At 34.9% G+C, this 14,115-nt stretch carries 14 protein-coding genes and 1 tRNA gene; 5 read left to right on the top strand and 10 right to left on the bottom strand.

All coding sequences use genetic code 11. The features are described 5' to 3' along the window. Positions 1–29: 29 nt before the first annotated feature. From A9G23_RS09220 to hemA, 10 genes are all read right to left on the bottom strand, one after another. Positions 30–1,160 carry an ABC transporter permease gene (locus A9G23_RS09220; protein WP_065587333.1) on the bottom strand — a complete coding sequence of 377 codons (1,131 nt, stop codon included), beginning with the start codon at positions 1,158–1,160 and terminating at the stop codon, positions 30–32. Positions 1,161–1,165: 5 nt separating this feature from the next. Then, positions 1,166–3,964 (bottom strand): ribosome-associated ATPase/putative transporter RbbA, encoded by a 2,799-nt coding sequence (rbbA, locus tag A9G23_RS09215; protein WP_065587332.1) that lies wholly within the window; start codon positions 3,962–3,964, stop codon positions 1,166–1,168. Between the two features lie 13 nt (positions 3,965–3,977). Further along, a complete protein-coding gene (locus tag A9G23_RS09210; RefSeq protein ID WP_065587331.1) occupies positions 3,978–5,051 on the bottom strand; it encodes an HlyD family secretion protein in 1,074 nt (357 codons plus the stop codon). Between the two features lie 464 nt (positions 5,052–5,515). Beyond that, on the bottom strand, positions 5,516–5,785 hold the full coding sequence (locus tag A9G23_RS09205) for a flagellin N-methylase (RefSeq protein ID WP_065587330.1): 270 nt from the start codon (positions 5,783–5,785) through the stop codon (positions 5,516–5,518). Further along, positions 5,782–5,946 carry a hypothetical protein gene (locus A9G23_RS11540; RefSeq protein WP_176700262.1) on the bottom strand — a complete coding sequence of 55 codons (165 nt, stop codon included), beginning with the start codon at positions 5,944–5,946 and terminating at the stop codon, positions 5,782–5,784. The genes A9G23_RS09205 and A9G23_RS11540 overlap by 4 nt, the downstream gene beginning before the upstream one ends. Positions 5,947–6,086: 140 nt before the next feature. Then, positions 6,087–6,314: a hypothetical protein gene (locus tag A9G23_RS09200; protein ID WP_065587329.1), complete on the bottom strand. Its 228-nt coding sequence runs from the start codon at positions 6,312–6,314 to the stop codon at positions 6,087–6,089. 884 nt (positions 6,315–7,198) lie between these two features. Beyond that, positions 7,199–7,285 (bottom strand) — tRNA-Leu (locus tag A9G23_RS09185). A 99-nt stretch (positions 7,286–7,384) separates the two neighbouring features. Further along, positions 7,385–7,627: a zinc ribbon domain-containing protein gene (locus A9G23_RS09180; protein ID WP_065587326.1), complete on the bottom strand. Its 243-nt coding sequence runs from the start codon at positions 7,625–7,627 to the stop codon at positions 7,385–7,387. A gap of 121 nt (positions 7,628–7,748) precedes the next feature. Next, positions 7,749–7,997, bottom strand: coding sequence for a DUF1289 domain-containing protein (locus A9G23_RS09175; protein ID WP_065587325.1), 249 nt, complete (start codon positions 7,995–7,997; stop codon positions 7,749–7,751). Positions 7,998–8,032: 35 nt separating this feature from the next. Beyond that, on the bottom strand, positions 8,033–9,304 hold the full coding sequence (hemA, locus tag A9G23_RS09170) for a glutamyl-tRNA reductase (protein WP_065587324.1): 1,272 nt from the start codon (positions 9,302–9,304) through the stop codon (positions 8,033–8,035). A 170-nt stretch (positions 9,305–9,474) separates the two neighbouring features. On the opposite strand from hemA, the gene lolB reads away from it, so the two are divergent. The 5 genes from lolB (at position 9,475) to ddaH (ending at position 14,108) form a co-directional block, all read left to right on the top strand. Then, entirely contained in the window at positions 9,475–10,095 is a 621-nt protein-coding gene (gene lolB, locus A9G23_RS09165) for a lipoprotein insertase outer membrane protein LolB (protein WP_065587323.1), read from the top strand. Between the two features lie 9 nt (positions 10,096–10,104). Next, positions 10,105–10,947, top strand: a complete 843-nt coding sequence (ispE, locus tag A9G23_RS09160) for a 4-(cytidine 5'-diphospho)-2-C-methyl-D-erythritol kinase (RefSeq protein ID WP_065587322.1) — start codon at positions 10,105–10,107, stop codon at positions 10,945–10,947. A 263-nt stretch (positions 10,948–11,210) separates the two neighbouring features. Beyond that, a complete protein-coding gene (locus A9G23_RS09155) occupies positions 11,211–12,284 on the top strand; it encodes a bifunctional transcriptional activator/DNA repair enzyme AdaA (RefSeq protein ID WP_065587321.1) in 1,074 nt (357 codons plus the stop codon). 229 nt (positions 12,285–12,513) lie between these two features. After that, positions 12,514–13,065, top strand: a complete 552-nt coding sequence (gene apt, locus A9G23_RS09150) for an adenine phosphoribosyltransferase (protein WP_065587320.1) — start codon at positions 12,514–12,516, stop codon at positions 13,063–13,065. A 272-nt stretch (positions 13,066–13,337) separates the two neighbouring features. Next, complete coding sequence (gene ddaH / locus A9G23_RS09145) at positions 13,338–14,108, top strand: dimethylargininase (RefSeq protein WP_065587319.1); 771 nt, start codon at positions 13,338–13,340, stop codon at positions 14,106–14,108. Positions 14,109–14,115: the final 7 nt, after the last annotated feature.

Genomic DNA, 14,115 nt, shown 5'->3' with positions numbered 1-14,115 from the left:
GTACTAATTTTGCCATAAAATATGAGATATTATGATCCCATATTCACAATTGAGCTACGAAATCGCCTTAAAGCGATTAAAAAGAACACGGTACCAATTGCTAATAACCATGCAAACGAAGTCCAAACCACACTTAAGCCAGCACCTCGATACAATATTGCCTGCCCTAATTCAACAAAATGCGTAGTTGGAGCAAACATCATAATATTTTGCACAATTTCTGGCATACTTTCGCGCGGAGTACTCCCCCCAGATAGCATTTGTAGTGGTAATAAAATTAAAATAAGTAACATTGCGAATTGCGCAGTGGATTTGGCTACTGTTGCCATAAAGATACCAAGTGACGTTGTCACAAAAAGATGTAATGCTGCACCTATCAAAAATAAGGTTACCGAACCTACAATTGGTACATTTAGCCAACTATGAACAACAAGTAACAACGCTACCCAAGTTGATATTAATACCACAAGCCCCATTGACCATACTTTGGATATCATAATTTCAAAAGGAGTAACAGGCATGGCAAGAAGATGGTCAATCGTACCATGTTCGCGTTCTTTCATTAAAGCGGCACCCGTTAATATAATAGATAATGTTGTCACAATATTGATAATTTCCATGACCGAACCAAACCAAGATCGCGTTAAGTTAGGATTAAAGGCAGTATGCACTTGTATATTAACGGGCAAATTTGTTACCTTATTGTAACGGTTGACATATTCAGTCACTTCACCAGTAATAATTTGCGTTATATAACCATTTCCGACAAACGCTTGCCCCATTCGGGTTGCATCAATATTGAGTTGAATTTCTGGACTTTGATTATTTAGCACATCACGCTGAAAATTAGGCGGAATATTTAAAGCAAACGTATAATTATCCGTATCCATACCACGATCGACATCATCCATTGAATATAATTTAACAGGAGAATTAAACATTGGCGGATAAAAGGCTGTAATAATTTGTCTTGATAAGGGGGAGTTATCTTCGTCAACAACGGCAATAGAGGCATGATGTAACGAGTCAGAAGTAGCTGTTGCGGCAATGTAAATATCAAAGGTAAAGCAATAGGCAATTAATAGCAACATGATAGGATCACGCAATAACCCCCATAATTCTTTAATTCCTAAGCGATAAATATTAATTAAACTTTGCATAATATCTATCCTTCTTGTTTTTTAAGAAGAAAAATACTGGCACCCAACACAATAGGGATTGTGACCAATAAAGCAAATATTGAATTATGTAGATCGATAAAACCAAGCGCTTTATTAAACACACCACGAGCAATAATTAGCATATGCGTTGTTGGATATACTTCTCCAATATAGCGACCGCCACCTTCTAAAGATGCGACAGGGTTGAGCAATCCCGAAAATTGAATTGCTGGTAGCATTGTACCAACACAAGTTAAAAAGATAACGGCAATTTGGCTACGGGTGACCGTCGAAGCCAACAGACCGAAACCCGTTGAAATAATACAATAAGCAAATGCAGCTAAGCACAAAGTAAACAAGCTTCCTTTTACAGGCACACCAAAAATGGTGATTGCCATAAATAACAATAATAAAAAGCTAAACATAGAAATAATGATATAAGGTACTTGTTTGCCTAGCAAAAATTCAGCTTTAGATACTGGTGTTACATATAAATTGATAATCGATCCCATCTCTTTTTCACGCACGACCGACAAAGCCGCTAACATTGATGGAATCATTAATAATAAAATAGGTATTACCGCCGGCACCATGGAAGGTAAGCTTTTGATATCAGGATTATAGCGGTATCTTGTTTCTATATTTGCCAAGCTAGTTGAGGATTTTCCGGTTACTTCTTTTACTTTTTCACTTAACCAAGCAAGATGCATGCCTTGCACATAGCCTTTGATTGTTTCGGCACGTAGTGGCATTGCCCCATCAATCCAAATGGCAATATCAACGGGATCGCCTCGTTGTATGTCACGGCCAAAATTTGGTGGAATTTCAATCGCTAAAGCAATGTCATTACTGCGTAACCGCGCATCCATATCGTTATAATCAGTGATAGGTGTCCTTTCAATAAAATAACGTTTAGAGCCTGACAAATTTAGAGTATAATTTTGGCTGATCATACTTTGATCGCGATCAAGCACCGCAAAGCGGAGATCTTCAACATCCATCGTAATGCCATATCCCATAACCAACATTAAAATTGCTGAGCCTAATAACGCTAATAATGCTCGCAAAGGATCGCGAGATAATTCAAGAGTCTCACGCCATAGACAACCTATCATACGGGTAAGGCTAAATCCTTGACGGTGATGATTTGGTAATGTTTTTGTTGCTTGATTGCGTATTTCTTTTGGTGATTCAATAGAGTGTTCTTCTGTATTGCTATCATCGGCCCCTGCATCAACAAGATAGTTAATAAAGGCCTCTTCTAGTGTTTTAGCATTTTTGGAGCTGATAATGTTATCTGGTGTATCGCTTGCTAATACTTTACCCGCATGCATTAATGAAATTCTATCGCATCTTGCGGCCTCATTCATAAAGTGAGTTGTGATAAACACCGTTACTTTATCTTTTCTAGAAAGTTCGATAATTAAACGCCAAAAATCATCGCGAGCAATGGGGTCAACGCCTGATGTTGGCTCATCAAGGATAAGAATTTGCGGATTATGCACAACAGCAACTGACAATGAAAGCCGTTGCTTTACCCCTAAAGGTAAACTATCGGGCAGATTTTCTGCGTCTTGTTCTAAACCAAAACGTTTCAGTAATTCTTCAACACGAGCAGGTATTTTACTTTCTTCAATACCAAACAGACGCGCATGTAGAACTAAATTTTGTTTGACTGTTAACTCACTATATAAAGAAAATGCTTGAGACATATAGCCTAAATGACGTCTAACATTAATATCACTAGCATCAACTTGCTTACCAAATAACCATGCCTCACCTGACGAAATCGGTAATAAACCGGTTAACATTTTCATGGTGGTGGATTTACCACAGCCATTTGAGCCTAAAAAGCCAAATATTTCACCTTGTCTAATTGAAAAATTAACATGATCAACTGCAATAAAATTACCAAATTGTTTTGTTAAATCTTTTGCTTCTATCGCTATTTGCAAATCTTTATTAAGATCTAAGGGTGGAATTTCGACAGTTTGATAACCTTGTCTAGCGCTTTCTGGCATGAGCTGAATAAATGCATCATCTAAATTATCTTTTCCTGTCTTAGCTAGTAAGGATTTTGGTGTACCAGTTTCAAGAATTTTACCGCCATACATCGCAACCAACCAATCAAAGTTTTGGGCTTCATCCATATAGGCGGTTGCCACAATCACACTCATTTGCGGTCTTTGTTTACGAATTTTGTTAATTAACTGCCAAAATTGGGCTCTGGAAAGTGGATCGACTCCCGTTGTGGGCTCATCAAGAATTAACAAGTCCGGATCATGAATTAGCGCAGAACATAAGCTAACCTTTTGCTTCATACCACCAGATAACCGCCCTGCTGGTCTTGATAAAAATGGATACAATCCAGTACTACGCGTTAATTCATCAATACGGCGACGACGCTCAGCCGCATCATTACCAAACAAACGAGCAAAAAATTGCAAATTTTCTTCAACGGATAAAGTAGGATAAAGGTTTTTACCTAACCCTTGAGGCATATATGCAATGCGTGTACAAACATTTTTACGGTGCGACTTATCTTTCATATCACCATCTAAAACATACACTAAGCCTTCTTGAATAACATGCGCACCAGCAATCAGCGATAATAAGCTCGATTTACCCACGCCATCAGGCCCAATAAAACCCACCATGCATCGCGGTGGAATGGCTAAATTAATATTATTGAGCGCACAATTTTTTTTATAATGCAGTGTGACATTGCTTACTTTTACCACTGCATCATCAATGGATTTAGCTTCGTTTAATAAAACTAAATTCTTATTGTCTGAATCTGACATTTACTATCTCCAATTATTCGGTTGGACATTTTGCAATATCAGATAAGCCAGCTGGCCATGGCATGTTAGGATCAAGTTTAACCCAAGCCACACCTGGTAAACCTGTTTTAACTTGAGTAATATAACATTTTAATAATTCAGGGCTTAATTGTGCTTTAACTCTAAACATTAATTTTTGACGTTCATCTTTTGTTTCAACGGTTTTGGGCGTAAATTGGGCAACGCTTGAAACAAACGAAATTTTAGCTAAAATCGCTTTATCAGGTAGTGCGTCTAAAATGAGCCTGACTTCATCACCAATAGCCACCTTACCCGCGACAGTTTCAGGTAAAAAGAAAGTTAAATAAACATCATACAGATTAACTAGATTTAGTACTTTACCGCCCGACGGTAAAACTTCGCCTAACTGAGCAATGCGATATTGAATACGGCCATCAACAGGCGCAATTAAAGTACTATCATCAATATCAGCTTGAATTTGTCTTATATTAGCACTAGCAACATTAATAGCTGCTTTAGCGCTATCAACACCTGCCTGAGCCACGGCAATTGCAGAATCAGCCGCTGTAACTTGAGATTTTGCTGAATCTAACGCAGCTTTAGCGCTATTAAATTTAGCGGTATCATCATCGAATTGTTGAATAGATATTGCGCCTTTATGATAAAGAGCGGTAGTTCGTTGTAAATGTTTAGATGCAATATCTAAATCGCTTTCTCGTTGACTCACACCGGCTTGAGCAGCAACTTTATCGCTCATTTTTAATTCAACTTGAGCTTGAGCGCTGATCTCATTACTGATTGCTTGCCCATATTGCGCCTGTGCTTCGTTTAATTGTGCCTGTAAAGTGTCAGTTTGCATAATGACTAGCGACTGACCAGCTTTAACAAAATCGCCTTCATCAACGTTAATTTTTTCAATTCTGCCAGCTAATTTAGTCGAAATATTGATCTCGGTCGCTTCAATGCGCCCATTGCCACTAATAAAACCTTTACCATAGCCTTCTGTTTTTAATTGTTGCCATAAAATAAACATGACGGCAACAATAACAACTGCAATAACAACCGATTTCCTGCTTATATTTTTCATATAACACCTTATTGTTTTAAAAGATTCATAATAAATCTTAACGAAATAACAACTCGTTATAGGCTAATTGATTGTATTGATTAAATAGTATCAAATGTTTATGAAAAATAAAATCTGTTCATAAAATAAACGCAATAAAAGCTAAAAATTTTAATTTAAGCAGGATGTTTTTATATTTTATTTATAGATTTGAAATTAATCACATCACTATATTATGCAATAAAGCTGGCATGCCCATTGCAAATTGATAAGCTATTTATGATAACAGACTTATTATTTTGTATTTTCAAATAATTTCTTAACAATATAAGGATGCAAAATAGCAACGGGTAACATATATAATTTTCCCCAGATATTGTGATTTTTAACTGATGCAATTAGCTATACTGTATTTTTATTTATGTCATTGCCTTTATCTATAACCCGAATACAAACACATACATCTAAATGGCAATCTTTTACAACTAAGTTTTCGAATTCAATATTTTGCATGCAATAGTATTTATCTCGATAAACTCAACCCAACTATATTTATCTTTATAATTGAGCTGATATTGTTTATCTACACAACAAATATCTAGCCTTGTTTCATAAATGGTACATAATTTTGTTTGATGGTCATAATAACGACATACCCCATTACCACTATCCAGAAATTGTGTTTCTTGCGAGCGATTAACATTGCAACAACAAGCTCCACATTGATAACAAGGAAATGGAGGCAAATTGCTCATAGTGATTTTATCCATGAATACACTGATTCTAAATTGCCAGCTTCAAATGGTAATTTAATGCCGCGGCGTTTTACTTCTTCTTTTAACAGAAAGCTGCGTTCTAGTTCATTATTGGTTGTGGTAAGATGCAATGTAAACGACGCTAATTGTTGTGTATCCATATTGAACTCTAGCCTTGCCAATTCTTTTAAATAATTATCTAATTCAGCATTTACAGCTCTAAAAAAATCGAGTGTTCTTTCGTATTTATCCTTAAATTTATCTAAAAATGCCCAAATCTTTTGAGGAAGAGCCCCTCTATCTAGATAGTGGTTAAAATACCAGTAGCTAGTGCGCTACAAAATGCAGATAACTCAGTGCCAAATGGAAAAGCAAATAATTGTGAACAGATACTATAAATAGCAGTACCACAAACAACGGAAATTCCAGCACTAATAATTTTACTTACTTCTTTAACTAATTGACCTAAAGGCAATGAATTAGGGTTGAAAAAGATTAATTTTATAGCTACCGTTATATGCCCCCACATTTCCCCCGAATCATTTTTCCAAGCATTTTTTGCGTAGTGAAAAATATATTAGTAACAGTAGTGGTTACACTCGATAATGCACCATTAAGAGCGACATCTTTAGCAAACTTACTGCTAGTATAATAGGCTATATTGACAGTTCTCTCGTATTTAGCCCGTGCTTTTTTGTCTATTTCAAGCATTTTATTAAAGTTTGCTTTTTCTTTATTTTCTAACTTTTCTAATGATTTTTTTTCTTGATCTGTTAACGATTTTTTCTGTGACTGTTTTAGCAGAACAGTTTAGTATTTCAGCTAAATCTGATTGATAATGCGGTTTATTATCTGATAGCAAAATGTGATACATTTTCAACAGTTTTTGTCCGGCACTAACATTTGAATCTTTCTTCCTACCCATCATCTATTTCCCTATTATAACCCTTTCCCAAAATAGAAACATTGCGTTATTTTTAATCAGTTAATTCTTATAAAGTAATATAATTTTTCGTAAATATAGTATTAACTAAATTCACAAATAGAACTTTATGCTTTATCTGAACAAAAATCCGATGGCTTTTACACCCACGCGTTATATTTTAATTATGCGTTAAATTATCAAATTGTTTTTCCAATCTACGGAACAAGAAATAAAAAAGAATTATTATTTTTATTTAATTATTAATGAATAGAGGAACATTGTCATATCGATATTTTCGATCAATCAATGCTTATTGATCGTTTATTTAGATCAATGATTACGCTATCACGTTCAGTTTTGTGATCGATTTGGGTCAATTGGAATTGATTTTGGTAGAATCAGTTAACAGCTAAATATTGTAGAATCCTGCCTTGATGAGATTTTGGACATAAAAAAACCAGCTTTTAGCTGGTGCTTTTTTTGGGAATTGGTGCCAGTGGTCGGACTCGAACCGACACGCTTTTAAGGGCGGCGGATTTTGAATCCGCTGCGTCTACCAATTTCGCCACACTGGCATTACACGTGTAAATAAGTAAACGTTAAGCATTATACTTAGCTTTGTAATATCTGCAACAAGTATTATCGCAAAGTGCTTTATATGCCTAAAAAACAAGCTACCATCTAGATTTCCATGCGGGTAATTTTTTAAGGATGATATAAGCTGTTTGCTTAGCTATTGCCTTATCAATATTGTGATTTTTAGCATATTGTAATGTGACTTCATGCCATTTTTCGTCAAATGTTTTCATTGTGCCATCTTTATGAGCACAATGTTTACAATAGCTTTTAGACATATCAAGCAATGGATAATCAGCAATAACCGTCATTGGCATGCCGCAAGCAATACACATTTTCATATTCTAAATTCCAATAAAATTTAAAAAGGTGACTCAATAATTGCCATCTTTATATGTATAAAAAATCCTACTCTTAGTTAAACAAGATTACAATATACAATTAAAAATAGATAAGTAGATTTCAGAAATTAAGATCAAATTGTGAAGTGGTTGGATTTAATTGTGGTTGTTGTTGTGATAATAGATAACGGCGCCTTAACGCCCGCTGTTTGCATAAACGTAAAACTTCTCGCTTTTGGCTATCACTCAAGGTTAACCATTTAAATCTCTCTTCTCTTGAGCGATAACAGGTAATACAATAGCCTTTTTTATCAGTTTCGCAAACCCGTTTACAAGGGCTTGAGATATCAAAAAGTTCAATCTGCTCCAATTATTTCTCAACTTTTAGGTAAAGTTACACGTTGACTAATGTTCTTTTAAACCCAAACCTTTACTAAGCACTTTAAAACAGTCAGCACAATCATGTGTAGCTGCATGAAATAGTGTTTGAGTCGGTGCGTGGATTAATTTATTAGTTAAACGATGGGAAAACTCAGTAAAAACATCGTCAATATTAGCGCCTTGCTTAATAGCATTTAAGGCTTTTATTTCTAATTCACGCTTAATACTTTCCGCATTACGACGATACTGCTTAACATAAGCAACTGCATGTCTTGTCTTAAGCCAATCAATGAAAAGTTCAGCTTGCTCTTGAATAAGATATTGTGCTTCTTTAGCGGCAATAGCGCGTTGCTCTAAATTATTTTCAACCGTTTTGTGTAAATCATCAATAGTATAAAGATGCACATTCTCCAGCTGATTAACCTCTTCCTCGACATCGCGGGGAACAGCTAAATCAATAAATAGCATCTTGCAATAATTTCTAGCACGTAAGGTGCGTTCAACCATACCTTTACCTATGATAGGTAAAGGGCTCGCTGTTGAACTAATCACAATATCAACATCTTTAAGTCGATTAGCAATATCCGGCAATGAAATGATTTCTGCATCGATACCAGCCGCAAGTTTTAATGCCTTTTCACGGGTACGATTGGCAATAATCACTTGATTAAATCCATGCGGTTTTAAGTAGCGCGAGATAAGCTCTATCGTTTCCCCTGCTCCGACAAGCATAATGTTTAAACTAGAAGTATCAACAAAAAGATGACGAGCAACTAAACAAGCGGCATAAGCGACAGATGCCGTATTAGCACCTATATTGGTTTCACTGCGGACAACTTTTGCCACATGAAATACTGTTTGAAATAATTTTTTTAGTTGGACAGATAAACAGTTTTGTTTTTGCGCAAAACTATATGCCTGCTTAACTTGCCCAAGAATTTGTGGCTCACCAATAATCATAGAGTCCAAACCGCTAGCCACAGACATCAAATGTTCAACGGCTTGTTGACCGTCATACCAATAAAGTGAATTTCGGTATAACTCAATATCAATATGATGAAATTGCCCTAACCAATTTTCAACTGATTGTTTTAATCTTAGGTCATCGGTTTGATGTTCATAACTCAGATAAATTTCTGTTCGATTACAAGTAGACAAAATCACGCACCCTTCAACCAAAGGATGTTGGTATAAGCTATATAGCGCTTTATCAACAATCTCAGTAGGAAAAGCAAGCCTTTCCCTTAAAGCGACTGGCGCAGATTTATGATTAACACCAAAAATTATAATTGACATTGCAGTACTTCTTTTTTTAAAAGTTATATTAAATATATACTATTTTGTTAAACGTGCTTAAGCCTATATTATACATAAAAAACACTAAAGGTTCTTTTTCTTATTTAGACGATTATCAGTTATAATACTGCTATCATTGGCACATACACTATCAATTAAAGAGTTATTTCATGTCTAAAATTAAATATGCTTTTATTGTCATGCTATCTTTATTTATCACAGCTTGCCAAGCAACAAAATCTCAAAGTACCGCTTCAATTGAACAACAATGGCAAGTTCATCAACAAAATCTAAAACAAATAAACGCTTTTCAAGTGAAAGGTAGTATCGCTTATATAAGTGATAAATCGCGTAGTTATGGACGATTTTTAATAACTCAACAATCAACCGATAATTATCAAGTCAAATTGACCACCCCCGTCGGTACCAATATTCTAACCTTAAAAGCCGAGCCTAATTCTGCTCAATTGATTGATAGACATGGTGGAAGTTACCAAGATGCCAATGTTGAAAATCTCATGAAAAAAATATCTAACGTAAATATCCCACTGAATTCGTTACACAATTGGCTAAAAGGATTTTCAGACAATATCTATACTGACAAATTAGACAATTTTGGACGATTAGTTTCAACCGTATTTATGCAAAACAATAATAAATGGACATTAAAAATTCCAAGTTACGCAACTTATACCTATAAAAATCAAAAGATTGATTTGCCTGCTACAATCGAACTTATGCATGATGACAAAGTTGTTCGATTAAAAATTAGTGACTGGATTTTACGATAACGGAAAATAGTGATGAAACAGTGGTTATCACCTGCTAAATTAAATTTATTTTTATATATTACTGGTCGTCGTGCTGACAAGTATCATAATTTACAAACGTTGTTTCAATTTATTGATTATTGTGACACTGTAACGTTTAGCGTGCGTAAAGATAATAAAATTAACTTATTAACCGATTTTGCAAACATACCGACTAATAAAAACTTAATGGTTATTGCTGCTGAACAATTAAAAACTTATACCAATCGCAATAATTTAGGTGTGGATATCACAATTGATAAAAAGATCCCAATGGGGGGGGGATTGGGCGGCGCATCGTCCAATGCAGCAACAGTATTAGTGGCACTTAATCAGTTATGGCAACTTAACTTATCAACTGAAACATTAATGAACATAGGACGAAAAATTGGTGCCGATGTCCCTATTTTTATTTATGGACACGCTGCTTTTGCCGAAGGAATTGGTGATCAATTTCAGCCTGTAGATATACCAGAATATTGGTACCTAGTTACTTACCCTAATATTGAAATATCTACAGTTAAAATTTTTAATGATCCTGAACTAACTCGTGACACACCGGTCCAAAACATCACTGATTTGCTTTCATTGCCGTTTAACGAATTGAAAAACGATTGTGAAAGCGTTGTTCGAAAACGTTACCCTAAAGTAGACAGTATCATTGCTTATCTTTCACAATATGGTGTTACCCGGTTAACTGGGACCGGTGCATGTGTTTTTACACAATGTGAATCAAAACAGCAAGCATTAACCATTCAAGACAAACTTAAAACACTCTCAATCCATAGTGTTGTGGCTAAATCATTAAACTCTTCACCTTTATACGCAAATTAAAAAAAACCTAATCAAAAAATATTATTAATATGGTTAAGGTTTTTTATAAATAATGCCAATGTTTAAATATTCAATAAACTCCATTTGTGCCACGCGCTAATCTTGCGATCATCAATAATATTTAAGCCCAAATCAGACTAAACAACAAAATAAAAAATAGTTGTCTTTTTTTCGGTTGCAACGTTTCGTGTTTATTTAATATGCTAACCGGATTGCTGATCACTCAGTTATTAAATTAACTAAAATTGAGACCTTTAAAAATTATGCTTATTACCAATGTCGACAAAATAAAACAATACTATCAAGCTTTACTAGTAAAGGATCAGCACTATATTGGGGTATTCTACGCTGGCGTCAAAACAACATCGATATTTTGTATTGCAACTTGCCGAGCAAAAAAACCAAAATTTGAAAATGTAGAATTTTTTAGCACTTTTAAAGAAGCCCTTGATGCAGGATATCGCCCTTGTAAAATTTGTAAACCAACTGAAAACGCAAATGAAGCACCGCCAGAAGTCGTTAAAGCTATCGCATTAATTACACAAAATTCCAAAACAAAAATATCGGATACACGATTAAAAGAACATCAAATAAGTCCCGAAACAGTTAGACGTTGGTTCAAAAAACACTATGGTATCACTTTCCAATCCTACCAAAGAATGTATCGAATTAATCATGCCTTTCAAGAGCTTAAAGTCGGCAAAAATGTCATCAATACCGCTTATGATACAGGGTATGAATCTTTAAGTGGCTTTGGATATACCTATAAAAAAATCACCAAAAATGCCCCATTAATGAGCATTAACCAAGACATTATCCTAATTAATCGCTTAACAACACCATTAGGCCCTATGTTTATATGTTCCACTAATCAAGGGATCTGCTTATTAGAATTTGTCGACAGACGAATGTTAGAAACCGAATTCGAACAGTTGCAAAGACAGTTAAAATTGCAGATAATTTTTGGAGATAACAAACATATAAAACAAGCCAAAGAAGAACTTAGTGAGTACTTTCAAGGAAAAAGACAACATTTTAATGTCAATTTGCATACCCCTGGAACGGATTTTCAGCAAACCGTTTGGGACTGTTTAAAACAAATCCCCTATGGAAAACTAACTACTTATAAAGCACAAGCAGAAAACATCAATAATCCACATGCTATACGTGCAGTTGCAAACGCAAATGGGTGTAATCGAGTCGCAATTATCATACCTTGTCACCGGGTTATTGGATCAAATGGTGAATTAATGGGGTATGGCGGAGGATTAGAAAGAAAACGCTGGTTAATTGAACATGAAAAGAATCACTCAAATCAAAATAAAATGCTTTTGTAAAAAACTGTAAAAAACTGTAAAAAACATAAAGTGTTTAAAAAGTATTTTTTACGACATGGTATTATTTATAATATTAATTACTATAAAGGCTAATGACACTAACATATTAACTTACAAGAATTGCTGGTTTTCAGTATGATATTACGGTTTCTTTATTGCAACTAAAAAGTTTGCAGGTATATAATGAAAAATTAGCAACTCTTATAGAAAAGACTTAGAGAGCATTTAAATGAATCAGTTACAAGAAAAACTTGCATTAATTAAAGACAGCATTCTTACCATTCCCAATTACCCAAAAGAAGGGGTTTTGTTTCGTGATATCACCAGTTTACTTGCTGATCCTATTGCATTTAAAACTACTGTTGAATTATTAATTGAACATTATCGTAATAAAAAAATTGACAAAGTAGTAGGCACAGAAGCTCGAGGCTTTATTTTTGCAGCACCAATTGCGCTCGCATTGGGTGTAGGTTTTATTCCTGTTCGTAAACCTAATAAATTACCTCGTCACGTATTTAAAGAAGAATATCAACTTGAGTACGGTACAGACACATTAGAAATTCACACAGATGCCATTAAACCGGGTGAACGAGTATTAATTATTGATGATTTACTTGCTACTGGTGGAACGATCGCCGCAACAGCTAATTTAATTCGTAAAGCTGGTGGTATTGCCGAAAATGCCGCATTTGTGATCAACTTACCCGATTTAGGTGGCAAATCCAAGTTAACGGATATGGGGATTGATTGCTTTACTTTAGTTAATTTTGACGGCGAATAATGATTATTATTAAGGGCACGCTTGGTGCCCTTTTTTCATTTTAAGTACCTTTAATTTGTTTTCCTTTCTAAAATAAAACCAGTAAATTATTTTCATTGCATACAAAAAATAGATATGTACTCCTCACTTCATCTAAATTCAGATGTATTAATCAAAATAACAAATCAATAAAAACTCACTAAAACGAATAAAAACACATTTTTTAGCTTGATAAAGCCTAAAATGTGAATTATTATTCACTGATAAAGCATAATTATTTAAAAGGAAATAAAATGAAAAAATTTAACCATATTATTGCAAGAATGCCCGCCAAATCACTAATTAACGGTTTAACATCAGCCAACTTGGGCAAACCTGATTATCAAAAAGCCTTAGATCAGCACAACAATTACATCCGAGCATTACAACAATGCGATGTTGATATCACCATTTTACCCGCTGACGAACGTTTTCCTGATTCAGTCTTTGTTGAAGATGCCGTACTTTGCACGCCATATTGTGCCATTATTACAAGACCTGGAGCCGAAAGCCGCAGGGGAGAAACTGAAATTATCGCTGACACCATCGAAAGATTTTATCCAAATAAAGTAGAAAGAATTAACGCACCTGGTACAGTTGAAGCGGGCGATATAATGATGGTTGAAAACCACTACTACATTGGCTTATCGGCTCGAACCAATCAAGCTGGCGCAAACCAAATGATAGCTATTTTAGAAAAGTATGGATTAACCGGTTCAGTGGTTAAGCTCGAAAAAGTGTTACATCTAAAAACAGGTCTAGCTTATTTAGAGAATAACAACTTATTAGCAACAGGCGAATTTATTACTAAACCCGAATTTCAACACCTTAATATTATTGAAATCCCTGAACAAGAAAGTTATGCAGCTAACTGTATATGGGTTAATGACCGCGTTATTATGCCAGCAGGCTATCCAATAACAAAAGGCAAAATCGCAGAGCTTGGTTACCAAATTATCGAAGTAGATACCTCTGAATATCAAAAAATAGATGGCGGCGTAAGTTGCATGTCGTTACGTTTTTAATCGATCG

This window comes from Gilliamella sp. App4-10, from assembly GCF_001690495.1.
In the GTDB taxonomy this organism is placed as follows: domain Bacteria; phylum Pseudomonadota; class Gammaproteobacteria; order Enterobacterales; family Orbaceae; genus Gilliamella; species Gilliamella apicola_G.
The sequence above is the reverse complement of the archived record's forward strand: the minus strand, read 5'-3'. Positions and strand labels throughout refer to the sequence as shown.